Source organism: Williamsia sp. 1138, from assembly GCF_002095435.2.
GTDB lineage: Bacteria > Actinomycetota > Actinomycetes > Mycobacteriales > Mycobacteriaceae > Williamsia.
The window spans coordinates 285526-311134 of the sequence record NZ_MJEJ02000051.1 but is presented as its reverse complement, the minus strand read 5'-3'; the positions used below and the strand labels follow the sequence as shown (position 1 = coordinate 311134).

Sequence of the window (25609 nt, the reverse complement as noted above, 5' to 3'; positions counted from 1 at the left end):
TTCTGGGTGTGGGTCTGTGGCGATGGGCTGCCGTTGGTGGTGAGTTGGCGGGCTGGGGCTTTTGGCCCCGGCCTTTCAGGCCGTTCCTGGGGTGAGGTGTCCGCCTCTGATGGCTTTGAAGAGGTTGTGTACGAGGGCGTGAAACGCGAACTCGGCTGTGGCTCTGTCTAATCCACGGCTGGTGAACCGCCGGAACCCGAGGTTGTGTTTGGCGTGTCCGAACGGGGTTTCAGCGATGTGACCGCGTTGGGCATAGAGGGCGTGGCCTTCGGGTGTGGCCAAGCGGTGTCTCATGGCCTCGATGGGGGTGGCCCCAGGCGGTGGAGGTCCTGTGGTGGGCTGCTCGCGGGCGGTTTTGTTGATACGCCGCGCTTTACCGATGGCGATCAACCGGTCCGGCCCTTGACTGGTCAGGTTCTCGTTGGAGAGGTAGCCGGCGTCGGCGAGGAACACTCCAATTCCCGCGGCATCGCCCTCTGGTGCTGAGGTGGGTCGGTGGTTGGCGATGTCGTCGGCGGCGGCCACTGCTTTGTCGAGCATCGCGGCGAACGCGACGACATCGGCGGGGTTGTTGCCGACGCCGGTCGCCAAGAACAGTCCATCGGAGCTGGTCACGGCCTGGCAGTTGAACCCTTGAATCCAGCCCCCGCCGCGCAGCATCATCAGCCTCGACTCGGGGTCGGTGATGTTGCGTTTGGGATCGGTCAACGTGCGCGGGTGCGTGGCTGCGGCCCGCCGATCAGCCTCCTTACGTGCAGCGGCGTCACGGGTTCGGGTGCCCTCGGCGGCCTGGCGGGCGACCCGCTCGGCAGTGGCCCGCTCCAGCGTGTTTCGCGCGCGCACGACGTCGTAGTGGTCGTCGACCGGCACCGGTCGCGGGCCGGGCTGCCCAGGCCGCCACCGGTCGATCTTGGCCTGTTGGGCAGCGCGTATGCGCTCCAGATTCGCGGTGTGGACCTCGACCCGGATTTCAGTGGGCACCCGGGCTGAACGAGAGCCCGGTGGGTGCTGTTCACGCCACCGCGCGACCTTCTCGGCGCGGGCCTGGCGGGCCTGCTCGGCCGCCGCCTCCCGCGCCTGAGCACGCTCATCGGCGGCGTTGTTCTCGGCGGCCTGCTTGGTGTTGTGGTCCTGCAGATCAGCCAGCGCTGCGGCGATCCGCGCAGACCTCGACCGGGGATCGACCAGATCGCCGGGCACCTCATCACCGCGATCATCGGCGCCGAACATCTCGTCTTCGGCGGCATCGACATCGGCATGCTCGGATGCGGCGCGGGCCGCTTGCGCGGCCATCGCCGCCCGCAGACCGTCTTCGGTGCGGTTGGCGCTCATCGAGGCATTCGAGGCGATCTTGACCCCGTCGAGAGCAACGACCCCGATATTGACCATCCCCAGCCGTGCGCACAACACCAGGACCTGCGCAAACAGGTCTTCAACTGCAGTGGCGCAGTCGGCGCGGAACCTCGAGATCGTCACATGATCAGGTGCATCACCAGCACAGATGATGCGATAAGCGATATCGCGGTGGCACAGCCGCTCGAGCTGGCGTGAAGAACGTTGCCCGTGGGCCCAGCCCCAGATCAGCAGGGTCAGCAACATGTCCGGGTCATACCCGGCCCGCCCCACCCCGCCGGTCTTGCGTTGGGCGTGCAACACGCTGGTATCGAGCGAGGCGACGGTCTCGATCACCAACCACACCGGATCCGAATCGGGCAACCAGTCCCGCATACTCGGCGGCAACAGAAAGTACTGATCACGATCCACTGGACGATAACCCTTGGCCACCAACATATTATCGCCCACAAACCACCACAAACCGGCTAGACAAGCCGACGCCGTACCGGCAAACTACGTTCAAATTGCAACAGCCCGAATGATCCCTCGGCAACCCACCTTGGGGACGAACATTCCCGCCAACTCACTCTGACCGACCAGGTCGGCAACGAAATGCGAAACGGGAGGCAGGCCGCGGTGGCCTGCCTCCCGTCGCTGTCGGCTCTTGCCTACTTCGTGTAGAGACCTTCGATTTCGTCGGCGTGTGAATCGTGGATGACGTTGCGCTTGAGCTTGAGCGTCGGCGTCAGCTCTCCGGATTCGATGGTGAAGTCGGTCTCGATGATCCGGAACTTCTTGATCGCTTCAGCCTTGGACACCAAGGTGTTGGCGGTCTTGACGGCGCCATCGATCTCGGCGAGGACGTCCTTGTTCTCGAGCAGGTCCGCGATCGCTGTGTCCGCAGGAAGTTCGTGCCGCTCGAGCCAGCCCGGAAGTGCTTCGGGGTCCAGGGTGATCAGGGCCGCGATGAACGGCTTGTTGTCACCGACGACCAACGCCTGGCTGACCAGGGGATGAGCGCGGACGGCGTCCTCCATCTGGGCCGGTGAGACATTCTTGCCGCCGGCGGTGACGATCAGTTCCTTCTTGCGCCCGGTGATCGATAGGTATCCGTCATCGAGCTTGCCGATGTCGCCGGTATGGAACCAGCCGTCCTTGATTGCTTCGGCGGTCGCCTGCTCGTTCTTCCAGTAACCACCGAATACGACCGGCCCCTTGAGCAAGACCTCGCCGTCGTCGGCGATAGCGACCGACTGGCCATAGATGGGGCGGCCGACGGTTCCGATCCGTTGTGCGCCTTCGGCGTTGACGGTCACCGCGGCCGTGGTCTCGCTGAGGCCATAGCCCTCGTAGATCGGGATGCCGATGCCGCGGAAAAAGTGTCCGAGGCGCGCGCCGAGGGCCGCGCCGCCCGACACCGCACTGGTGCATTCGCCGCCGAGGGCAGCACGCAGCTTGGAGTAGACGAGGGCGTCGAACACCTTGTGCTTCGCCTTGAGTACCAGTCCTGGGCCGGACGGGGTCTCCAGAGCCTTGGAGTACTCGATCGCGGTATCGGTGGCCTTGCCGAAGATCTTGCCCTTACCGCCGTCTTCGGCCTTCTGCTTGGCGCTGTTGTAGACCTTCTCGAACACGCGCGGCACCGACAGCAGGTAGCTGGGTTTGAAGGCGGCAAGATCATCCATGAGCGTCGGGCCGACAGTCGTGTGGCCGAGTTGGACCAGGTGCACGATCGATGCGACAGAGATGATGCGCGCGAAGACGTGGGCCAGGGGCAGGAACAGCAGGGTGGAGCTGCCCTCGGACATCAGGTCGCCGAGCGTCACCCGCACGGCGTGGCACTCGTGCAAGAAGTTGGCGTGGGTCAGCGCAACGCCCTTGGGCTTGCCGGTGGTGCCGGAGGTGTAGACGAGGGTCGCGATGTCGCTCGACAGCGTGTTCGCATGTCGCTGGTCCAGTTCCGCATCGTCGATCGTCTCGCCGCGCTTCTTCAGTTCGTCGATCGCACCCGAATCGATGACGAGGGTCTCTTTCAGGCTCGCCGCCTCTAGGAGAGCGGGCGAGTGCTCCGACTTCTGGCCCTCGGTCTCGACCACGAGTAGCGAGGTTTCCGAGTTCTCCACGATGTACTGGACCTGCGACGAGGACGAGGTCTCGTAGATGGCGACCGTGGTGCCGCCGGCGCGCCACACGGCGTAGTCGATCACGGTCCACTCGTAACGGGTTGCGCTCAAGATCGAGACCCGGTCTCCGGGGCCGACGCCGGAGGCGATGAAGCCCTTGGCCACCGCGTCGACGAGGTCCGCGAATTCTTTGGTGCTGATGTCGGCCCACGCGCCGCCATCAGTGCGTCGTTTGAAGAGCGCCTTGGTCGGTGATTCGTCGCGGTGCCGCAGCATCGAATCGACGATGGATGCCTTGTCCGGCACTACGAAGTCGGACGGGACGGTGATCTCTTGCACGTAGGCCTCCTGCGGCATGGAATGCGGAGAACCGGTGACTGACCAAATCGGACACCGGCAACTGTGCGATAGATTACCTTTTGTCATTACTCGTCAGTAAGGGACCTGCGAAGCCGCTACCGCCGGTTGCGGCACCCTACGCTGCGAATAACGGATTTGGGCTGTTCACGGCTACAGTGGACAGTAATGACCGACAGTATTGATGCGGCCGCCGCGAGTGATGTGGCCGCTGCGAGTGAAGAAACCATCACGTTTGCAGACCTCGGGATGGATGCCCGGGTACTACAAGCGCTCACAGATGTGGGTTACGAGACCCCGTCACCGATCCAGGCAGCGACGATTCCGCCGCTGCTCGAGGGTCGGGACGTCGTCGGTCTTGCCCAGACCGGAACGGGTAAGACCGCGGCGTTCGCCGTTCCCATCCTCTCGGGGATCGATGCGTCCGCCCGCAAACCGAAGGCCCTGATCCTCGCGCCGACCCGCGAGCTCGCGCTGCAGGTCGCCGAAGCGTTCGGCCGATACTCGGCGCACCTGCCCGGCGTGAAGGTGCTGCCGATCTACGGCGGCCAGAGCTACACCGTCCAGTTGTCGGGGTTGCGGCGCGGGGCACAGATCATCGTCGGTACCCCCGGTCGCGTGATCGATCACCTCGACAAGGGCACGCTCGACATCTCCGAGCTCGATTACCTCGTGCTGGACGAAGCCGACGAGATGCTCAACATGGGTTTCGCCGAGGATGTCGAACGCATCCTCAAGGACACCCCCGACACCAAGCAGGTCGCGCTGTTCTCCGCGACGATGCCGAAGACCATCGGCCGGTTGTCGCAGAAGTATCTGAAGGACCCCGTCGAGGTCACGATGAAGGCCAAGACGGGCACCGCGTCGAACATCACGCAGCGCTACCTGCAGGTTTCGCACCAGCGCAAGCTCGACGCCCTGACGCGCGTGCTGGAGGTCGAGCAGTTCGACGCGATGATCGTGTTCGTCCGTACGAAGCAGGCCACCGAGGATCTCGCAGAACGTCTGCGTTCGCGCGGGTTCTCGGCGGCTGCCATCAACGGTGACATCGCGCAGGCTCAGCGTGAGCGCACCATCGCGCAGCTCAAGAACGGCCAGGTCGACATCCTCGTCGCCACCGACGTGGCGGCGCGTGGACTCGACGTCGATCGCATCTCCCATGTGCTGAACTACGACATCCCGCACGACACCGAGGCCTATGTGCACCGCATCGGCCGCACCGGCCGCGCCGGTCGGTCCGGTACCGCGCTGCTGTTCGTGTCACCGCGCGAGCGCCACCTGTTGCGCGCCATCGAGAAGGCGACTCGCCAACCGCTCGACGAGATCGGCCTGCCGAGCGTCGACGACGTCAATGCTCAGCGCAAGACGAAGTTCGCCGAGTCGATCACCCAGAATCTGGGCTCCGAACACCTCGACATGTTCCGCAAGCTGATCGAGGGCTACGCCCAAGAGAACGACGTCACGATGGCCGACATCGCGGCTGCCCTCGCACTCGAAACACGCGACGGTGGCTTCCTCATGTCGCCGGATCCGCCCGCGAGCGAACGCAAGGATCGCGACCGCAAGGAGCGTGCCGAGCGCTCCGGTCGCGGCGGCGACACCGAGTTCGCGACCTACCGGCTCGCCGTCGGTCGCCAGAACAACGTGACCCCGGGCGCCATCGTCGGCGCGATCGCCAACGAGGGCGGCCTCTCGCGGGGCGATTTCGGCCACATCAGCATCCGTGCAGACCACTCCCTCGTCGAGCTTCCTCGCAATCTGGACCGTGAGACGCTGACGCGCCTGCGCGGTACCCGCATCGGCGGCGTTCCCATCGGCATCAAGAAGGACGACGGGGCTCCGCGCTCGCGATCCTCGTATGGGAACAAGGGCGCAGGCGGCGGGAAGTCGTACGGGCGAGAGCGCCGTGGGTCACAGAAAGTTGCAGGCCGGGCCCGTCCGTAGGGCTCGAACTGGGCAGATCACTTCTCCTTATCACCTCTTGTGAGCTGTGAGATCGTCGGGGTGGAATACCTCCCCGGCGATCGGTAGTATCGCCGTCGGCGTGAATCTGGTGTTGCGAAATTAGATTCGGCGTCATCCTCCCGTAACAATTCGGGTGTGGTGAACGACATAACCAGAGCGCACACAAGCTGTAGGTAAGAGGAACGGTGATGAGTCCAGTAGTGATGGCTGATCCGATCTCGGCGCAAGAATGTGCCGAGCATCGCGATCGTGGAGATGCAATTGTGGTCGACATGCGACCCCAGGTTGTCCGGCACCAGGGCAGTCTGCCGGGAGCGGTGGTGGTCGAACCGCATGAGCTGCTTGCAGCCTTCGACCCTTCTTCGCACCGTCGCATCCCTGTGATCGACGATCTGGACACCGAGATCGCGGTTGTGTCGGTGAGTTCTCAGGCGCCACAGATCGCCCAGCGGATCGCCGCGTTGGGATACACCAACGTGCACTATGTCGACGGCGGTTTCCGCGCCTTACGCTCCGCGACAACTGCCTGAGGGGGGTTTGGCGCGGGCGTAGCCAAGTCGAGTCCGACATTCGGCAGCCATCTCGTGAAGACGGTCGCTGCAACGGGTAGCGTTCTGGGTTAGTAATTATCAACCTGAGGCTTAACTCGAGGACATGATGACCGATTCTGTGCCCGGCGACGACCGGCGCGGCAGGGTACTGCGCCTGTTGCAGTTCCTGCATGAGCTGGTCCGGGCCAAATCCTCGGTCATCCGGGACGTCTCAGAGCACGCCGGGGTCGTCTGGCTCGGGCCCGACTACGACATCCCGATCGACCGCGATGCAGCCGTCGGTCAGGTGATCACCGAACTGTCCCGCGGCAATGCACTGCAGAACACCGCGTACGACCTGCTGGCCCAGGCCATCGACGAGTTGGCCGAGCGCCCCGAATCGCTGGAACTCGTGGTCGCGTCGGGGCTGCTCACGGCACACGGGCCTACGTCGATCCGCGAGCATCTTCTCACCCAACCGGTCATCGCCGACCATGACCATGCGACCGGGGTCATCAGCGTCAGGCTCGCCGGAGGGACGCAACCGGAGCTGCACGCAGGTCATCTCCTCACCGGCCTCGACGGGTTCGACCTCGCTGCGTCGACAGAGCTCTCGGACACTCTCGGCACCACGCGCTCGCCGATCGCCGAATCGGTCGAGAAGTTCTTCACGAAATGGCGACGTGCGGTCGTCGATGACCCCGCCTCCGTGACAGTGGACCTGGCACCTGCTCTCGTCCTGCGGCGTCGCGGTTCGGCGCCGCTGCTCGACTACTACGAGGCCATGATGGCCACGGTTCGGGATGAATCCAACGACATCCCCATCGGCCTCGCGCAATTGGTCGAGCCGGTCGAGGCGTCTGAGCGGGTGGCCCGGCTACGCGAGACGGGCGCGATGTCCGCGGCCGAGCTCGTCGAAGACGCGCTGTATCCGCTGCCGTCTAACGTCGAACAGCGCGACATCCTCGCGCAACTCGGTCTCGACAGCGGAGTCGTCGTCGAAGGCCCGCCAGGAACAGGTAAGACCCACACGATCGCGAACCTGATGTCTGCGCTCCTGGCCAAGGGCCAGCGGGTGCTGGTCGTCTCGGAGAAGGCCCAGGCCCTACACGTACTCCGAGACAAGCTTCCCGCCGAACTGCAGGAACTGGCGGTCTCGATCACCGACGTCACCAAGGACGGTTCCCAGTCGCTGATCGACAGCGTCGAGGCGATCGCCACCCGTAAGGGCAGCTTCCAGTCGCGAGTGGCGACCAGTGAGATCAAGAACCTGCGGTCCAAGCGTGATCAGGCGCGCGCCAAGCGTGAGCAGATCTTGCGGGAGATCTGGCAGCTCCGGGAGTCGGAAACCGAGAAGCACGAATGGGTCGCGGCCGGCTACAGCGGAACCGCAGCCCACATCGTGCGCCAATGCAATGAGGTTGCGCACCAACACGATTGGCTACCAGGCCCGTTGAGCAGTGCGCTGCCCCCACTGGAGCCCGCCGAGTTCGAACGGCTACTGGAACTGCTGCGTGCCCGGGGCAGCGGGTGGTCTGATCGACTGGCTCAGCATCTGCCCCCGCTCGACGACGTGCTGCCGGGCACCGTGGAACTGGAGCAGATCTGCAGGCGGGTGCAAGAACGTCCCACCGAAGGCATGGTCGGCAGCGGTTCGCTTCTCGCAATTCTCGCCGATGTGGACAGTGCGCGACTGCTGCGGGTCAAGACCAGGTGTGACCGTCTCGGCGCCGCGGTGCGCGAAGTCCGGACGTTCCCGCCGCACCTGCAGCAGATGGCGCAGCGACTGCTCTCCGGTGAGGCGTCATATCTGTGGAATCGCGTGACGGCGCTATCGGAGGTCATCGATGACGCGACCGAGCGGGACAAGCGCATCGGGACACACACCGTGGAGGTCGACGGTGCTGCCACGGGCGATTCAGTCCTGTTCGAACACGCCGCGGAGTACCTGGAATCGGGTGGTGTGTGGCGCGGTCGATTCCGGAAAGCCCCCCAGCAGAAAGCTGTCGAAGACCTGGGAGCGTCCTACACGGTCGACGGCCGGGTGCCGACTGATGCCCCGTCGCTGAGGCTCGTCGCCGATCACCTCGGAGTGCTCGATGCGGTGGCGCGGGTGCAGTCGATCCTCGCCGAGGTCAACGTTCCGATGGACACCAGCGGAACCCGTTCGGTTCAGCTCGGACGTCTCGTGCGGCTCGACGGACAACTCGCCTGGGTGTCCGAATTGCTCACGGGCCGAGATCAATTGGTTCGCGAGCTGAATTCGATCAGTCCGGGCGGTCCACGTCCGAAGAGCATCGATGAGGTCGAGGAGGTGGCGCGGCAGGCAGGTGCCATCGCCGCTGCGAACGACGGCACGCTGGCGCGCCGCGAACTCGACGACATCGCCCGTGTCTTGTCAGCGGAGATCGAGAAAGGCCCGTCGAGCGAGGGCGATGCGCTGCTCGCGGCCGTGCGTGCCGCCGACCCCGACGCCGTTCTCGAGGCCCGCCGTGCCTTCAACTCAGCTCGTATCGAGCGCGAGAGCCAGGGAGCGTTGGACCTGCTCGAGCTGCGCCTGAAGCACAAGGCCCCGGGCCTCGTGAAACTGCTGAACGAGACCTCCACCGAGGCGATCTGGGATGACCGTCTCACGGACATGGACGCCGCGTGGTCGTGGCGGCGGGCCTATCAGTGGGCGCAGGACCGCAGTGACCCGGAACGCGAGATGAGGCTCGAAGCCGACCTCGATGAGGTCGAAGCCGACATCACGCACTTCACTGCGCGGTTGGCAGCTGCCTGCGCGTGGCGTGAATGCCTCGAGCACATGACCGTCAGCCAGGTTCAGGCGCTGCAGTCTTACAGAGATCACATAACGAACATCGGTAAGGGCTCGGGTAAGCACGCAGAGCGCTTCAGGCTCGCCGCCCGTTCCGCGATGGCGCAGGCGCAGACCGCCGTGCCGGCATGGATCATGCCCATCTCGCAGGTGCTCAGTTCTGTCGCACCGCAACAGAATTCATTCGATGTGGTGATCGTGGACGAGGCCAGCCAAGCCGACATCTCCAGTCTGTTCCTGCTGTGGCTCGCGCCCCGGGTGATCGTCGTCGGCGACGACCGACAGTGTGCTCCCGGCGGTTTCGGGGGTTCGGGCATGGACGAGGTCTTCACCAAACTCGACACCTACCTGTACGACATCCCGCAGTACATGCGGGACAGTCTCACGCCGCGTTCGAGCCTGTTCTCGATGCTGCGCACCCGATTCGGGCACGTGGTGCGGCTCCGCGAGCACTTCCGGTCGATGCCCGAGATCATCGAGTTCTCCAGCAGGCAGTTCTATCCCGATTCCCCGCTGATCCCGGTGCGGCAGTTCGGTGCAGATCGGTTGCCGCCGTTGCAGACCCGGCACATCGAAGGAGCGAGGAGTTCTGGGTCGAACTCGTCGCTCGTGAATCCGGACGAAGCTGCCGCACTGGTGCAGTTGTTGAAAGAGGCCGACGTCGATCCGCGATATGCGGGCATGTCCTTCGGCGTGGTGGTGCTGCAAGGGCAGCGCCAGGTCGACCTCGTCAGCCAGTCGCTGCGCGATGCGCTCACTCCTGAGATCTGGCGCGAGCGGGCCCTTCGGGTGGGAACACCGCCCGACTTCCAGGGCGACGAGAGACACGTGATCTTCCTGTCCATGGTGGTGTGCCCGGAGACGAACGTCAACGCGCTGACCCGCAGCGAATCCCAGCGCCGGATCAACGTGGCGGCCTCCCGGGCCATGGAACAGCTTTGGCTGATCCATTCGGTCGAGGCAGGTGACCTCAAAACGAATGACTTGCGGTACTCACTGCTGACGTACATGCAGAAAACCGAAGGCGCACTGGTTGATCCGATGCCCGTCGGCATCACGACCACCTCGCGCAACGAACCGTTCGACTCGCTGTTCGAGCAGCAGATCTTCGTCGATCTCACCGAGCGCGGTTTCTACGTGAATCCAAAGGTGGTCGTCAACAACCGCGTCATCGACCTCGTCGTCACCGGCAGCGACGCCAGGCTCGCCGTCGAATGCGACGGTGACGAGTTCACCAGCACGCCCGAACAGGCGCGAGCCGACATGGAACGCGAACGCGAACTGCGCCGCTGCGGCTGGCGTTTCTGGCGAGTGCGCGAGTCGGAATACCTGCTCGACCCAGAACTCGCGATGCGCGGACTGTGGGATGAACTGGAAAGACGTGGCGTCTCACCGAACTCGGTGGCACCAGAGCTGGCCGGTTCCTCAGATGTCGAGCCCTGGCAACCTCTCGAATTGAGCGGCGGGGACTAGACCTCCGCCAAGCGCGCCCATATCGCCGTCGACCGTGCCGTTGTTCGCGTCGATCGTGCCGTTCGGCTCACCGATCGTGCCTTTGTGCGGCAAAGGTTTTCGGAAGGGCACGGTCGGCGTCTAGAAGGGCACGGTCGGCGTCTGGAAGGGCACGGTCGGCGCTTGGAAGGGCACGATCGGCGCCTGGAAAGGCACGATCGGCGGTCAGTCCGCGGGCGGGACGTGCTCGAGCAGGGCCGGTAGACCTCGGCCCGCAGTGGTCTGCAGGAAATGCGTGACGGATGAGCTCAGAGGTGTCGGGTCCGGGTTGATCTCGATCACCGGGATGCCGGCGGCCAGAGCCCGTTCCGGGAGCGAGGCGGCCGGGTACACCAGTCCCGATGTCCCCACGACGATCAACAGGTCGCATCCGGCTGCGGCATCGGCGGCCCGGTCCCAGGCACCCTGCGGTAGCGGTTCGCCGAACCACACCACGCCCGGCCGGACAGGGGAGAGGCAGCGCGGACAGGCCGGCGGTTCGACGCGCAGGGTCTCCGTCGCCGTGTCCGGGTCGGCATCAGTGCCCTCGTAAGGGGTTTCGCAGTTCGAACAGCGTGGCGCGAAGAGACTTCCGTGCAGATGAGCGGTGACGGCGCTGCCCGCGCGTTCGTGTAGGTCGTCGACATTCTGGGTGACCACCATCAGAGTGCGCCGCTCGGCCCACTGCGCCAGCGCGCGGTGGCCTGCGTTGGGTTCTGCGCCGCGAACGAGGCGGGCGCGCCACTGGTACCAGGCCCAGACGAGGGCGGGGTCGGCCGACCACGCCTCGGGCGTCGCGAGCTCGGTGGGGTCGAAACGCTCCCACAGCCCGGTCTCCGCGTCGCGGAAGGTGGGGATCTTGCTCTCGGCCGACATGCCGGCGCCCGAGCACACGGTCACCCAGTGCGCCTCGCGGACCAACGCAGCGACGGCCGGATCGAGGTGCGTGGCGCCCATCGGCGTCAGGATCCCTGCAGTTCGGAACGCAGGATCTCGGCCGTACCCGGCAGGTCGTTGTCGCGCCGGGTGAGCAAACTCTTCGCGAGGACCAGCTTGTCCCCGTTGTGTCGCGGCACCACATGCAGATGTGAGTGGAAGACGGTCTGGAACGCTGCGCGGCCATCATTGACGAGCAGGTTGACGCCATCCGCGGCGATCGCGGAGCTGCGTTGGGCGGCGGCGACGCGTTGGCCGGCCTGGAACAGTTTGCCGCCCTGTTCAGGACTGAGTTCGGCGAGATCGGCGGCGTGGCGTTTGGGGATCAGCAGGGTGTGGCCAGGTCGTACCGGACGGATGTCGAGAAAGCCGAGAACATCGTCGTCCTCGTAGACGACGTGGGCCGGAGAGGATCCGGCGACGATCGCGCAAAAGACGCAGTCACTCATACAGGCCACCCTAGTGCCGCCTCTTCGGAGAGCCCGCGCACCGGGAGTGACATATTTGTTTGTCACGATTGGGTAACGGTCGCGACAGCCCGTCGTTTTCCCAGGTGAGCGCTCGTTCGGTCGGTGTGATCTGCCTATTCAACGATCGCTTGCGGTACTTCGCGTACTGCTGGACCCCCTGTGGCGGATGTTACTGACGGGTATACCCACGGGTCACTTTGAAACATGAGGAAAACCTCATTTTTGTGTGCCAACATGGTGTTCGAGCGCATCTGGAGAGGGCGGGCAATGTTGCCTGTCTGTCGAGATGAAACGTAGTGGGCCGCAGGGGAATTCGCAATGCGAGTTCGTCAGGCCCACCAGCGGATGGGAATCTCCGGGCTGCGCCGTCCACAGACAGCGCGGTCCTCACATCCGCAGAAACACACGCAACCAGCTACATGAGGGAGCCTCGTGACCATTCACCAGTTCCGCACCGGATCCGAAGAAAACTCTGCTTGGGCCACCCGGCCCGATGGATCCCTGATCGACCGACTGCGGGATGGTGAGTCGTACGCAGTGAGCTTCGGTGGACAAGGTGGCCCCTGGTTGCCCGTCCTCGCCGAGTTGGTCATCGACGCCGATCTCGATCGCAGCACTGCCAAGATCGTCGAAGCTGCCGAGCGGCTCATCGAGCCGGTGGCCGACCGCTTGTCCGCAGTGCGCCCCGACGGCTTCCATCCGCTGAGCTGGGTGCGCGCCTACAACGCCGAAGAAGCCACTCCGGGCGACTCCGCGCTGGCTGCCGCCCCCGTCTCCGTGCCGGGCATCCTGCTCGCCCAGTTGGCCGCTGTGAGCGCGACGCGCAAGCAGGGTCTCGACCTCGCCGCAATGCCTCCCGTCGCCGCCATCGGACACTCTCAGGGGGTTCTCGCCACCGAAGCGATCAAGGCGGCCACCATCGAGAGTGGGCTGGGTGACGGAGCCCTGCTCGCGGTCGCGCATCTGATCGGTGCCGCGGGCGCACTGGTGGCTCGTCGTCGCGGATTGACCGCCGAGGCCGCCGGAAGCCCGATGCTGTCGATCGCGAATGTCGACCCGGCCCGGATCCAGGCACTGGTGCACGACTATGCCCAGACGCTGCGCGAAGGCGACCGCGAGTCGGCCCCCGTGCTCTCCATCCTCAACGGTCGCCGCTCCGTGGTTCTGTCGGGCGCTCCCCGGCACCTCGCCGCGTTCGTCGCCCAGTGCGAGACCATCGCCGACGCCGAGGCAGCCGAGCGCAAGAAGAAGACCACCGGCGGGTCCGCCTTCGCGCCGGTCTTCGACCCCCTCGCGGTGTCGATCGCGTTCCACCATCCGGCGCTCGACGCCGCGGCCGACCTGGTCGCCGAATGGGCGCAGGCCTGCGACATCGATCCGGTGGCCGCGCGTCGCCTGGCGGCAGCCGTGCTCGTCGACCGCGTCGACTGGGTGGATGCACTCGACGACGTCGTCAGCGCCGGCGCCAAGTGGATCCTCGATCTGGGTCCCGGCGATGTGGCCACTCGTCTCAGCGTTCCCGTGGTTCGCGGCCAGGGTGTCGGACTCATCTCGGTGAGCCAGCGAGGCGGACAGCGCAACCTGTTCGCCCCCGGCGGTATCCCCGACGTCCAGCGGCCGTGGAGCAGCTACAGCCCCCGCATCGTCGAACTGCCGGACGGACGCCAGGTCGTCGAGACCTCGTTCACCCGGTTGACCGGCCGGTCCCCGATGCTGCTCGCAGGCATGACGCCGACCACTGTCGATCCCGCGATCGTCGCTGCTGCCGCCAACGCAGGCCACTGGGCCGAGCTCGCCGGCGGCGGTCAGGTGACCGAAGCGATCTTCGCAGACAACATCGCCAAGCTGACCGAGCTGCTCGAGCCCGGTCGCCAGGCGCAGTTCAACACGCTGTTCCTCGACCCGTACCTGTGGAAACTGCAGATCGGCGGCAAGCGTCTGGTGCAGAAGGCGCGTGCGAACGGCGCGCCCATCGACGGCGTCATCGTCTCGGCCGGCATCCCTGAGCTCGACGAGGCGGTGGCCCTGGTCTCGGAGCTCGCCGAGGCCCAGATCCCGTACGTCTCGTTCAAACCCGGCACCATCGGTCAGATTCGATCGGTGATCCGGATCGCCGCCGAGGTCCCGCACTACCCGGTGATCGTTCAGATCGAGGGCGGCCGCGCGGGCGGGCACCATTCCTGGGAAGACCTCGATTCGCTGTTGCTCGCGACCTACGCCGAGCTGCGTGCGCGGCCCAACGTCGTGATCTGCGTCGGCGGCGGTATCGGCACGGCCGAGCGCGCCAGCGAGTACCTGACCGGTGTCTGGTCTGCCGCACACGACTACCCGCTGATGCCCCTCGACGGCATCCTCATCGGGACCGCGGCGATGGCGACCAAAGAAGCGACCACCTCACCGGCGGTCAAGGAATTGCTCGTCAACACCCCGGGTTGCGACGAGTGGATCGGCGCGGGCTACGCCAGCGCCGGAATGGCCTCGGGTCGAAGCCAACTCGGTGCAGACATCCACGAGGTCGACAACGCCGCGTCACGTTGTGGCCGCCTGCTCGACGAGGTGGCCGGCGATGAGGACGCAGTGGCCGAGCGCCGCGACGAGATCATCGAGGCCTTGACCGGAACCGCGAAGCCGTACTTCGGCGACGTGGCGCAGATGACCTACCGCGAGTGGCTCGACCGTTACGTCGAGCTCGCCGTCGGGGAGGCCACCGGACCCGACACCTGGGTCGACATCACCTGGCGTCAGCGCTTCATCGAGATGCTGCAGCGCGCCGAAGCCCGTCTGAACGACGCCGATCGCGGCCACATCCCGACGCTGTTCGGGCACACCGCGGCCACCGACAACGCCGGCGCCGCCATCGACGCGCTTGTGGCGGTCTACCCGGCTGCGGACACCGATGTGCTGCACCCGGCCGACTTGCTCTTCTTCCTCGAGCTCTGCCGTACGCCCGGCAAGCCCGTCAACTTCGTGCCCGTCATCGACAAGGATGTGCGGCGTTGGTGGCGCAGCGACTCGCTGTGGCAGGCACACGATGCCCGCTATGGCGCCGACGAGGTCTGCATCATTCCCGGCCCGGTTGCCGTTGCGGGCATCACCCGCGTCGACGAGCCGGTGGGCGAACTGCTCGACCGCTTCGAGGCGCAGGTCGTCACCGACCTGCACGGGATCGGTTCTGAACCGTTCGCAATAAGTGCACGGCTGCGGGCCGGGCTGGTCGATGTAGACGGTGTCCTGGGCAGCGCGATCGAGGCACTCAGCGTGCAGTGGTCGGGCCGGCTCGTGCCGAACCCGATTGCGCAGCTGGGTGATCGCGATGCGTGGGAGTTCCCGTCCACCGAGCGTGGCGAACACGAACCGACCGGTGCCGTTCTGGAGCGCACCGACGACGGCGTGCTGCTGAGCGTGCCGATCGGTAAGGCCACGGTCTCGATTCCGATGATCGTCGACAACTCCATCTTCGACGGCGGAGCACCGACGGTGACCGTCGATGCCGCGGCCGGCGCCATGCGTCAGCTCCTGGCCGTTGCGGCAGGCGGATCGCTGGCGGAGGTGACCGATGGCAGCGCAACACGCACCGCCACCTGGGATCCCGACCTGGTCGCCGACCATGCGGCCGTCACCGCCTACACCCTGCCCGAGCACCTGAGCGCATCGATTCCCCAGGGCGTCACCGGTTTCGCCAACCCGGACACGCTGGTCGGCCTCTGCTGGCCCGCTGTGTTCAGCGTGATCGGCGCGGCGACCAGCACTGATGGCGCACCGGTCGTGGAGGGTCTGCTCGACCTGGTCCACCTCGATCACGTGGCGACCACGGTCGGTGAGCTGCCCCGCACGAAGGCCGAGTTCACCGTCACCGCGGCGCTGTCCGACGTGACCGACACCGACCTCGGTCGGGTCGTGACCGTCGATGTCACCCTCGCCGAGGGTGATCGTCAGGTCGCCACCATGACCGAGCGCTTCGCGGTTCGCGGACGCACCGGCAGTGGCGAACTCGGCGACCCGAAGCGTGCGGGCGGCGCACTGAGTGCCCGCACCGGCGAAGCCACCCGCAAGAAGATCCGTCAGGCGACCATCACGGCGCCGTCGCGGATGAACGGGTTCGCGCTGGTGTCCGGTGACCACAACCCCATTCACACCGACCTGTCGGCTGCGAAGATGGCCGGCCTGGGCAGTCCCATCGCCCATGGCATGTGGCTCTCGGCCGCCGCCCAGCACGTCGCCACCGCCACCGATGCGAAGAACGCCATCCCGGTGCCGCGCGCACTGATCGGCTGGACCGCCCGCTTCCTCGGGATGGTCCGTCCGGGCGACGAGATCACCGTCCGCGTCGACCGCGTCGGCATGGACGCCGGCCGCGACGTCATCGAGGTGAGCGCCAAGGTCGGCGACCAACTCGTGATGAACGCCACCGGTCTGCTGGCCCCGGCCAAGACCGTCTACGCATTCCCGGGTCAGGGCATCCAGAGCAAGGGCATGGGGCTCGACGCCCGCTCGCGGTCCAAGGCCGCCCGCAAGATCTGGGACCGCGCAGACAAGCACACCCGCGACGCCTTGGGCTTCTCGATCCTGGCCGTCGTCCGCGACAACCCGACCACGCTGTCGGCCGGTGGTACCACCTACCAGCACCCTGACGGCGTGCTGTTCCTGACCCAGTTCACCCAGGTAGCGATGGCAACACTCGGCGTCGCGCAGATCGCCGAGCTCAAGGAGTCCGGCGCATTCGTCGAGAACGCCATCACCTGTGGTCACTCGGTCGGTGAATACAACGCACTGGCTGCATGCGCGGGCGTTCTCCCATTGGAGGCAGTCCTCGAGGTCGTGTTCCAGCGCGGCGAGGCCATGCATCACCTGGTTCCTCGAGATGCCAAGGGACGCAGCGACTACCAGATGGCTGCCATTCGTCCCAGCCAGTTCGGTCTGGCTGACGACGATGTCATCGATTTCGTTTCCGAGATCGGTGAGCGCACGGGCGAGTTCGTCGAGGTCGTCAACCTCAACCTGCTGGGCTCGCAGTATGCGATTGCCGGCACGGTCAAGGGCCTGGAGGCACTCGAGGCCGAGATCGAGATCTTGCGCGCGAAGACCGGTGGCAAGCGGTCGTTCATCGTCATTCCGGGCATCGACGTGCCTTTCCACTCCACCGTGCTGCGGGCCGGCGTGCCGGACTTCCGGCTCCGTCTGCAGGACCTGTTGCCCGAGCACATCGACCCCGAGATCCTGGTCGGGCGCTATGTCCCCAACCTGGTGCCCCGGATGTTCAACCTCGGCCGTGACTTCGTCCAGGAGATCGCCGACCTGGTGCCGTCCGATCCGCTGAACGAGGTTCTGGCTGACTGGGATACCTGGAGTGCCAAGCCCGGTGAGCTGACGAGGGTCATCCTCGTCGAGTTGCTGGCCTGGCAGTTCGCCAGCCCGGTCCGCTGGATCGAGACCCAGGATCTGCTGTTCACACCCGCCGAACGTGGCGGCGCGGGCGTCGAGCGATTCGTGGAGGTCGGTGTCAAGTCGGCTCCGACGCTCAGCGGTCTGGCAGGCAACACCCTCAAGCTCGACGACTACGCGCAGTCCGCTGTGCAGGTTCTCAACATCGAGCGTGATTCCGACGTCATCCTGGCCAAGGACACCGCGCCCGACGTGGACGAGGACGAGGCGACCGAAGAAGCGCCCGCAGCAGAGGCAGCTTCCCCGGCTGCCGAAACCGCCACCGCGGCACCGGCTCCGGTCGCTGCGCCGGTGGATTCGGGCCCACGTCCCGACGACATCTCCTTCACCCCGGCCGACGCCGTGGACGCGGTGATCGCATTGTGGACCAAGATCCGCATCGATCAGATCGGCGCGGCCGACACGATCGAAGCGCTGTGTGACGGCGTGTCCTCGCGGCGTAACCAGCTGCTGCTCGACATCGGCGGCGAATTGGGTCTCGGTGCCATCGACGGCGCCGCGGAGGCCGAGATGCCTGCGCTCGCGTCGACCGTGAATGCACTTGCCCGCGGCTACAAGCCGTTCGGTTCGGTGCTCACCGATGCGATCGGCGACCAGATTCGCAAGGTCTTCGGACCGGTCAACAAGCGCGCGTCGTACATCGAGGACCGGGTCACCTCGGTCTGGCAGCTCGGACCCGGCTGGGCGCTGCACACGAGCCTCGCGGTCGCTCTCGGCAGCCGCGACGGTGTAAGTGTTCGCGGCGGTGACCTCGGCGACCTGATCTCCGCGGCCCCGGCCAACGCCGACGCGATCGATGCGTTGATCGACGCTGCGGTCTCGAAGGTCGGTTCAAACAAGGGCATCTCGGTGTCGAAGCCGGCAGTCGGCGGAGGCGCCGGTGGTGGCACGGTCGACGCTGCAGCCCTGGGTGAGTTGACCGAGCAGTTCATCGGTCGCTCGGGCGCTCTGGCATCCGCTGCACAGACGATCCTGACCAAATTGGGTCTGGCCGAAGAGCAGGAGGTCGGCGCTCCGGCTGAAGACAACACCGCAGTCCTCGAACGCGTCAGTGCCGAACTCGGTTCGGATTGGCTCCGGGTCGTGGCACCGGCATTCGACGAGCGCCGCGCGGTGCTGATCGACGACCGGTGGGCCAGTGCCCGCGAGGATCTCGCCCGGATCTGGCTCGAGGACGAACACGTCGTCGACAACGATTTCTACGACATCAGCGCCCGCTTCATCGGCGCCGGCGAGACGGTGTGCCACCAGGCTTCCTGGTGGCAGGGCAAAGCGCTGGCGAACGGACACCGGGTGCATGCCCGGGTCTACGCCCAGATCGCTCACGCCGCACAGGATCCGCAGCCCGAGACCTATGCCAAGGACGTTGCTGTCGTGACCGGCGCCAGCAAGGGTTCGATCGCCGCCGCGGTGGTCGAGCAGTTGCTGGCGGGTGGCGCGACAGTGGTGGCAACCACCTCGCGTCTCGACGACAACCGACTGGCGTTCTTCAAGGCGCTGTACCGGCGAAGTGCTCGCGGCGATGCGGCGCTCTGGGTCGCCCCGGCGAACCTGTCGTCGTATACCGATGTCGACGAGCTGGTCGAGTGGATCGGCAGTGAGCAGACCGAGAACCTCGGTGGCAAGACCGGAGTCGTCAAGCCTGCCCTCAAGCCGACCCTGCTCTTCCCGTTCGCGGCACCGCGGGTCGCCGGTGACCTCACCGACGCCGGTGCTCGCGCCGAACTGGAGATGAAGGTCCTGCTCTGGTCGGTCGAGCGGCTGATCGCCGGACTCGGCGACATCGCGGCCAATCATCACCTCGCCGCTCGCCTCCATGTCGTGCTCCCGGGTTCACCCAACCGCGGGATGTTCGGTGGCGACGGTGCGTACGGCGAGTCCAAGGCAGCCCTCGATGCACTGGTGAAGCGTTGGGCGGCAGAGGATTCCTGGAACTCGAAGGTCACCCTGGCGCACGCTCTCATCGGCTGGGTCACGGGAACCGGCCTCATGGGACACAACGACGGTCTGGTCGAGGCGGTCGAGGCCGCAGGCGTGAAGACCTGGTCGACGAACGAGATGGCGACGGAGTTGCTCAAGGCTGTCACCCCCGACAGCCGCACGCAGGCGCGCACCGAGCCGATCCAGCTGGATCTGACCGGTGGGCTCGCCGACGCGACGCTCGACATGAAGGCGCTGGCGCAGGCTCAGGCCGATGCGGTCGCACGCACGGAGGACGACGACACCGACGACGAGCCGACGCTGGCAGCTCTGCCCGCACCGGCCCGCGCGCCGGAGGCGACCACCCCGAACTGGGGCGAGATCGATGCTCGACCGGAAGACCTGGTCGTCATCGTCGGTGCCGGCGAACTCGGCCCGTACGGCAGCTCGCGTACCCGTTTCGAGATGGAGGTCGAAGACGAACTGTCGGCCGCCGGTGTCCTCGAATTGGCGTGGAGCACCGGGCTCATCGTCTGGGAGTCCACGCCGAAGCCGGGCTGGTATGACGCCGAGACGTCGGACCCGGTGGCGGAGGCGGACATCGCCGACCGCTATCACGATGCGGTCGTCGAACGCTGCGGCATCCGGAGGTACGCGGACGACGGCGACATGATCGACAACACCTCACCGTTGCTCACGTCGGTGTTCCTCGACGACGACCTCACCTTCACGGTGTCGTCGGAGACCGAGGCCCGCGCGTTCCAGTCGTCGAGCCCCGACAAGACCAAGATCAAGGTCGACGCCGAGAGCGGTGAATGGCAGGTGACCCGCCTGGCGGGCACCGAGATCCGCGTTCCGCGCCGATTCAACCTGACGCGCACCGTGGGTGGTCAGATTCCGACCGGCTTCGATCCCACCCGCTGGGGCGTCTCGGCCGACATGGCCGAGTCCGTGGACCGGGTTGCGCTGTGGAACCTGATCGCCACCGTGGACGCGTTCCTGGCCTCGGGCTTCGAACCGTCGGAACTGATGCGCTGGGTGCATCCCGGACTGGTCGCCAACACTCAGGGCACCGGTATGGGCGGCATGACGTCCATGCGATCGCTCTACCTCGACACCTTCACCGGCGAGGCCAAGGCGAACGACATCCTGCAGGAGGCACTGCCGAACGTCGTTGCCGCACATGTCGTCCAGTCGTACATCGGTAGCTACGGCGCGATGATCCACCCGGTCGCCGCGTGCGCCACCGCCGCAGTGTCGGTGGAAGAAGGTGTCGACAAGATCAAGCTGGGCAAGGCATTGTTCGCGGTCGCCGGCGGGTTCGACGATCTCGGCATCGAGGGCATCGTGGGCTTCGGCGACATGTCCGCCACCGCGGAGTCGGCGAAGATGGAAGCACAGGGCATCGACGCCCGCCGGTTCTCCCGCGCCAACGATCGCCGCCGCGGCGGCTTTGTCGAATCGCAGGGTGGCGGCACGATCTTGCTGGCCCGCGGTGATGTCGCGGCCGAGATGGGTCTGCCCGTCCTCGGTGTGGTCGGCTGGGCGCAGAGCTTCGGTGACGGCGTCCACACCTCCATCCCGGCGCCCGGTATCGGTGCCTTGGGAGCGGCTCGTGGACAAAAGGATTCCGGCTTCGCCAAGTCGTTGCGTCAACTGGGTGTGAGCCCTGACGATGTGGCGCTGGTGTCCAAGCACGACACCTCCACCAAGGCGAACGATCCCAATGAGGCGAACTTGCACGAGCGCCTCGCCGAGGCACTCGGTCGTAGCGAGGGTGCACCGCTGTTCGTGGTGTCGCAGAAGTCGCTCACCGGCCACGCCAAGGGCGGCGCCGCGGCCTTCCAGCTCATCGGGCTGTGCCAGGTGCTGCGCGACGGGGTCATCCCGCCGAACCGCAGCCTGGACTGTGTCGACGAGGCGATGGAGGAGTACAAGCACCTCGTGTGGCCGACCGCCCCGTTGCGTTTCGGAAAGCGGTTCGCGCTCAAGGCCGGTCTGCTGACCAGCCTCGGATTCGGGCACGTATCAGGCCTCATCGCGGTGGTCCATCCGGAAGCCTTTGTCGCAGCCCTGGATCCGGCGCAGCGCGAGCAGTACCGGGCGGCTGCGGCCGAACGGTCACGACTCGGACAGCAACGTCTTCTCGAGGCCATGTTCGGTGGCAAGCCAGCCTACCAGCGTCCGCCGAACCGTCGGTTCGACGACAGCGCCTACGAGGGTGATCAGGAAGCGGCCATGCTGCTCGACGGTGACGCACGGTTGTCGGCGACGGGCCATTACGGCGCCGGCGAATGAGCGCGTGCCACGCATATATGAGAACGTCTGACGTATGACGGTAATCGGAGTGGGGATCGACCTCGTGTCGATCCCCGGCTTCGCCGAGCAGTTGAAGCAACCGGGCACCACGTTCGCGGACCGGTTCACGGTGGGGGAGCGGCGCGACGCTGCCTCCGGTACCGGCAGCGAGGCGAGGCATCTGGCGGCCCGCTGGGCGGCGAAGGAAGCGGTCATCAAGGCCTGGTCGGTGAGCAGGTTCGCGCGTAAGCCGTTGCTGCCCTTGATTCGTCACGGCGACATCGAGGTGGTGACGGATACGTGGGGACGGCCTGCGATCAGGCTCGGCGGCGAGATCGGAGATCTGCTCGCGGGCACGGTCGTCCATGTCTCGCTGACCCACGACGGTGACATGGCCGGTGCGGTCGCGATCATCGAGGATGCGCCGCCGGAAAGCTGAGAGGTCAGCGGCTGTTCTCGGGGTCCTCGAGCATCATGTAGCGACCGAGCATGAGCTTGAGTTCGGCGACGGTGTCGGTGTGATTCTGACCTTCCTGCACCGAGAAGCTCAGCAGTGAATAGGCCGTGTGGACCAGCAGCTCGGACATCAGGGCCCGACGGCTGCGCTCTGGCGTCAACGGGGCGATGATCCGGGCGACCAGTGCGGCCAGTGCCTTCTCGTGCACCATTGCGGTCGCCCGCGTCGCCGGGGTCGACTGCACAGCGAGCCATACCGCGCGCCTGGACGGATCGTCGTGCCACAGCTGGGCCAGGTGGTCGATGAACTTCTCGAGCAGGCGCGGCCAGTCGAGCGACGGAACCTCCGCCGCGAAGGTCGCCAGCTCGCTCTGCACGCCGGTGGCGTCCTGACGATCGAGTTCGCAGACCACCACGTATTTGTTGGCGAAGTACTGGTAGAGCGTGCCGATGGGGACATCGGCGCGCTGTGCGATGTGCTCGCAGGTGAGCGACTCGAATCCGACTTCGATCAGGAGATCTCGCGCCGCCGCCAGCATCGCGTCGAAACGTAGTTGGCTGCGCTGCTGGGTCGGCCGTTTCCGGGGTACCAGCGGCTCTGAACTGAGCAACCGCGACGCCCCCGGCTTCAGGGCATCGCGAGTCCCGCTGTCGGGTTCGGAGTGCACCTGTGCCATGGGGGTCGCACGCTTCCGATCAGACGGAGAGGTCGCGGCGGAGTTTCGCCACGTGGCCTGTGGCCCGCACGTTGTACTGGGCGAGTGCGATCTTGCCGTCGGCATCGACCAAGAACGTCGACCGGATGATCCCGGTGACGGTCTTGCCGTACATCTTCTTCTCTCCGAAAGCACCCCACGCGGTCAGCACGGACTTGTCGACGTCGGACAGCAGCGGGAAGGTCAGCTCTTCCGCGTCGCGGAACTTGGCGAGCTTCGCCGGCTTGTCCGGCGAGATCCCGACGACATCAATGCCCTCGCCGCCGAGTTCGGCGAGGTTGTCGCGGAAATCGCACGCCTGCTTCGTGCACCCCGGGGTACTGGCCGCGGGATAGAAATAGACGATCACCTGCCGTCCGCGGAAATCGTCCAGCGAAACGGTGTTGCCGTCGGCGTCGGGGAGGGAAAAGCCTGGGGCGTTGTCGCCTACCGCGAGTCGTGTGTTCTCAGTCATCGACTTCAGGCTAGCGGAGTGGGCAAACGTGTGGCGGAGCACTGCCGATCGCCGCGGTGAACTACCGTAGAGCCGATACTGACCGGCCGAACACGCACCTGGCCACCGGCGAGGCGGCGCAGCACTAGATGGAGGACCTGTGGGACGCGACACCGACGGAATCGAACGCGACATCGAGCGGGCCCGCGACGAACTCGCCGGCACCCTCGATGCCCTGGCCACCCGGGCCAGCCCAGCGCGGCTGGCCGAGGACGCCAAGTCCACGGCGCTGACAACACTGCGCAAGCCTGCGGTGGCGGGATCGCTCATCGCGGTCGGTGTCGTCGTGCTGGCCGTGGTGTTCAAGAAGATCGCGAGCTGATCGGACGAGTTCGTCGAATGGGGGTCGCGATGTCGCGGCCCCCATTTTCAGCTCTGTGACCGAGCGAATCCGCGTGCGTGGCAGCTTGTGTCGTCATCCGAGTGGATGAAATGTTCGGCACACAGAAAAATCCCCGGAGCATGCTCCGGGGATTCTCTTTCGTTGTGCGCCATCAGGGACTCGAACCCCGAACCCGCTGATTAAGAGTCAGCTGCTCTGCCAATTGAGCTAATGGCGCTCGTTCTTTCGAGTTGGAACGGTAGCAGGCCGAACCCGAGAAATGAAAATCGCGTGGTTCGCGCACCGTGAATCCAGGGCTTTTGCGGTGGTTCGCGGTTCCCGGTTGTCCGGCTTTGCACGTAGACTCTCGCGCAGATGGTTTCTTGCCCGCGTCGTCGGGCCTTAGGCAGATGTTTGGAGTGAGATGGGGTTCCGGCAGGCCTCCATGGGCAGCAGGGTTGGCAAGCCCGCTGTTCTGGTGATTTTCCTCGTGACACTCGCGGGTGTCATGTCAGCGTGTTCGTCGGATCCGACTCCGCCGAAGTACAGCGACCAGGTGGTCAGCACGACACCGTTCGATGATCTCTTGCAGCCCGCGGTCGAGGTCACCGGGTTCGCAGACAAGCCGGTGGTGGACGGCGACGTCGGGTTCGCGCCCGGTGCACCGGTCAAGGTCACCGCCAAAGACGCACGCCTGACGGACGTCACGATCACCAATGCCGGGGGAACCCCGATCCAGGGGACCCTCTCGGAGGACAAGAAGACCTGGACGGTGCCGGCAGGCTCCTTCGGCTACAACAAGAAGTACACACTCGTCGCCGACGCCAAGGGCATCGGTGGCAGCACGCAGTCGACGACCACGTTCACCACCAGTTCGCCCAACAACCTGACGCAGGCCTACCTGCTGCCGGAGAACAATTCGACCGTCGGTGTCGGCATGCCGGTCTCGATTCGCTTCGACGAGGCGATTCCGAACCGCAAGGCAGCGCAGGACGCGATCACCATCACGACCGACCCGCCCACCGAGGGTGCTTTCTACTGGCTCAGTGACACGGAGCTGCGCTGGCGACCGGAGAACTACTGGAAGCCAGGCACCAAGGTGAACGTGGCTGTGAACACCTACGGCATCGATCTGGGCGACGGGCTGTTCGGCCAGGAGAACCTGAAGACCGACTTCACCATCGGCCGCGAGCTCATCGCGACGGCCGATGACAACACCAAGACGATCACGATCACCGAGAACGGCAAGGTCATCAAGACCATGCCGACGTCGATGGGCAAGGACTCCACGCCTACCGACAACGGCACCTACATCATCGGTGACCGTCTCGACTCCATCGTGATGGATTCATCGACATATGGTGTGCCCGTCAACTCTTCGGCCGGCTACCGGCTCGACGTCGATTACGCGACCCAGATGTCCTGGAGCGGGATCTACATCCACTCCGCGCCGTGGTCGGTCTATGCGCAAGGCAGCGAGAACACCAGTCATGGCTGTCTGAACGTCAGCCCGGAGAACGCGCTCTGGTGGGTCCAGAACTCGCTTCGGGGGGACATCGTGACGGTCAAGAACACCGTGGGGCCCGAGCTGTCGGGCACCGATGGGCTCGGCGACTGGAACATCCCGTGGGAGACCTGGAAGAAGGGCAACGCCTAACCAGGTCCGGATCTGCTCCACTTACGTCAATCCGCTCCGCTTCCAGAGCCCTGGAAGCGGAGCGGATTGCTGTAAGTGGAGCATGTTTCGTGATGAAAAGAAGAAGGCCCGCCCCGCGCGATGCGGGACGGGCCTTCTGTGTCGGGGTGGACGACGGGACTCGAACCCGCGACAGCCAGAATCACAATCTGGTGCTCTACCAACTGAACTACGCCCACCATCGGTACCGCTAGCGGAACCAGGGACTTACTCTAGCGGCATGCCGGGCCGGAATTCCAAT

General features: G+C 65.7%; 13 protein-coding genes and 2 tRNA genes. 7 read left to right on the top strand and 8 right to left on the bottom strand.

The window, feature by feature from the left end; all coding sequences use genetic code 11:
* Positions 1–75: 75 nt before the first annotated feature.
* Positions 76–1791: a transposase gene (locus BH683_RS23575; RefSeq protein WP_210405139.1), complete on the bottom strand. Its 1716-nt coding sequence runs from the start codon at positions 1789–1791 to the stop codon at positions 76–78.
* Between the two features lie 212 nt (positions 1792–2003).
* Positions 2004–3815: a long-chain fatty acid--CoA ligase gene (locus BH683_RS23570; protein WP_084838677.1), complete on the bottom strand. Its 1812-nt coding sequence runs from the start codon at positions 3813–3815 to the stop codon at positions 2004–2006.
* 168 nt (positions 3816–3983) lie between these two features.
* Between BH683_RS23570 and BH683_RS23565 the strand changes: the two genes are divergently transcribed.
* From BH683_RS23565 to BH683_RS23555, 3 genes are all read left to right on the top strand, one after another.
* Positions 3984–5759, top strand: a complete 1776-nt coding sequence (locus BH683_RS23565; RefSeq protein ID WP_084838676.1) for a DEAD/DEAH box helicase — start codon at positions 3984–3986, stop codon at positions 5757–5759.
* Positions 5760–5983: 224 nt separating this feature from the next.
* On the top strand, positions 5984–6310 hold the full coding sequence (locus BH683_RS23560) for a rhodanese-like domain-containing protein (protein WP_084838675.1): 327 nt from the start codon (positions 5984–5986) through the stop codon (positions 6308–6310).
* A gap of 127 nt (positions 6311–6437) precedes the next feature.
* The gene (locus BH683_RS23555) at positions 6438–10601 is read left to right on the top strand and encodes an AAA domain-containing protein (RefSeq protein WP_084838735.1); all 4164 of its coding nucleotides are present in this window, start codon (positions 6438–6440) and stop codon (positions 10599–10601) included.
* Between the two features lie 204 nt (positions 10602–10805).
* Here BH683_RS23555 and BH683_RS23550 read toward each other — a convergent pair whose 3' ends face one another.
* Both BH683_RS23550 and BH683_RS23545 read right to left on the bottom strand, forming a co-directional pair.
* Positions 10806–11576 (bottom strand): NAD-dependent deacylase, encoded by a 771-nt coding sequence (locus BH683_RS23550; RefSeq protein ID WP_084838674.1) that lies wholly within the window; start codon positions 11574–11576, stop codon positions 10806–10808.
* 5 nt (positions 11577–11581) lie between these two features.
* Positions 11582–12004, bottom strand: coding sequence for an HIT family protein (locus BH683_RS23545; RefSeq protein WP_084838673.1), 423 nt, complete (start codon positions 12002–12004; stop codon positions 11582–11584).
* Positions 12005–12457: 453 nt separating this feature from the next.
* On the opposite strand from BH683_RS23545, the gene BH683_RS23540 reads away from it, so the two are divergent.
* Together BH683_RS23540 and BH683_RS23535 are read left to right on the top strand one after the other, a co-directional pair.
* Positions 12458–21685 (top strand): type I polyketide synthase, encoded by a 9228-nt coding sequence (locus BH683_RS23540; RefSeq protein WP_084838672.1) that lies wholly within the window; start codon positions 12458–12460, stop codon positions 21683–21685.
* Positions 21686–21719: 34 nt separating this feature from the next.
* Positions 21720–22124: a holo-ACP synthase gene (locus BH683_RS23535; RefSeq protein ID WP_084838671.1), complete on the top strand. Its 405-nt coding sequence runs from the start codon at positions 21720–21722 to the stop codon at positions 22122–22124.
* Between the two features lie 4 nt (positions 22125–22128).
* Here BH683_RS23535 and BH683_RS23530 read toward each other — a convergent pair whose 3' ends face one another.
* Positions 22129–22818, bottom strand: a complete 690-nt coding sequence (locus BH683_RS23530) for a TetR/AcrR family transcriptional regulator (protein WP_246833541.1) — start codon at positions 22816–22818, stop codon at positions 22129–22131.
* Positions 22819–22837: 19 nt separating this feature from the next.
* Positions 22838–23311, bottom strand: coding sequence for a thioredoxin-dependent thiol peroxidase (gene bcp / locus BH683_RS23525; protein ID WP_084838670.1), 474 nt, complete (start codon positions 23309–23311; stop codon positions 22838–22840).
* A gap of 139 nt (positions 23312–23450) precedes the next feature.
* On the opposite strand from bcp, the gene BH683_RS23520 reads away from it, so the two are divergent.
* Positions 23451–23672, top strand: a complete 222-nt coding sequence (locus BH683_RS23520; RefSeq protein WP_084838669.1) for a DUF3618 domain-containing protein — start codon at positions 23451–23453, stop codon at positions 23670–23672.
* A 165-nt stretch (positions 23673–23837) separates the two neighbouring features.
* Here BH683_RS23520 and BH683_RS23515 read toward each other — a convergent pair.
* A tRNA-Lys gene (locus BH683_RS23515) sits at positions 23838–23910 on the bottom strand.
* 207 nt (positions 23911–24117) lie between these two features.
* On the opposite strand from BH683_RS23515, the gene BH683_RS23510 reads away from it, so the two are divergent.
* Positions 24118–25329 carry an Ig-like domain-containing protein gene (locus tag BH683_RS23510; RefSeq protein ID WP_084838733.1) on the top strand — a complete coding sequence of 404 codons (1212 nt, stop codon included), beginning with the start codon at positions 24118–24120 and terminating at the stop codon, positions 25327–25329.
* Positions 25330–25474: 145 nt separating this feature from the next.
* Here BH683_RS23510 and BH683_RS23505 read toward each other — a convergent pair.
* Positions 25475–25547 (bottom strand) — tRNA-His (locus BH683_RS23505).
* Positions 25548–25609: the final 62 nt, after the last annotated feature.

What these genes read in the sequence shown, in the direction of transcription:
- BH683_RS23575 (WP_210405139.1), bottom strand. Translation starts at nt 1,791, where the DNA reads ATGTTGGTGGCCAAGGGTTATCGTCCAGTGGATCGTGATCAGTACTTT.
- BH683_RS23570 (WP_084838677.1), bottom strand. Translation starts at nt 3,815, where the DNA reads ATGCCGCAGGAGGCCTACGTGCAAGAGATCACCGTCCCGTCCGACTTC.
- BH683_RS23565 (WP_084838676.1), top strand. Translation starts at nt 3,984, where the DNA reads ATGACCGACAGTATTGATGCGGCCGCCGCGAGTGATGTGGCCGCTGCG.
- BH683_RS23560 (WP_084838675.1), top strand. Translation starts at nt 5,984, where the DNA reads ATGGCTGATCCGATCTCGGCGCAAGAATGTGCCGAGCATCGCGATCGT.
- BH683_RS23555 (WP_084838735.1), top strand. Translation starts at nt 6,438, where the DNA reads ATGACCGATTCTGTGCCCGGCGACGACCGGCGCGGCAGGGTACTGCGC.
- BH683_RS23550 (WP_084838674.1), bottom strand. Translation starts at nt 11,576, where the DNA reads ATGGGCGCCACGCACCTCGATCCGGCCGTCGCTGCGTTGGTCCGCGAG.
- BH683_RS23545 (WP_084838673.1), bottom strand. Translation starts at nt 12,004, where the DNA reads ATGAGTGACTGCGTCTTTTGCGCGATCGTCGCCGGATCCTCTCCGGCC.
- BH683_RS23535 (WP_084838671.1), top strand. Translation starts at nt 21,720, where the DNA reads ATGACGGTAATCGGAGTGGGGATCGACCTCGTGTCGATCCCCGGCTTC.
- BH683_RS23530 (WP_246833541.1), bottom strand. Translation starts at nt 22,818, where the DNA reads ATGGCACAGGTGCACTCCGAACCCGACAGCGGGACTCGCGATGCCCTG.
- bcp (WP_084838670.1), bottom strand. Translation starts at nt 23,311, where the DNA reads ATGACTGAGAACACACGACTCGCGGTAGGCGACAACGCCCCAGGCTTT.
- BH683_RS23510 (WP_084838733.1), top strand. Translation starts at nt 24,118, where the DNA reads ATGGGCAGCAGGGTTGGCAAGCCCGCTGTTCTGGTGATTTTCCTCGTG.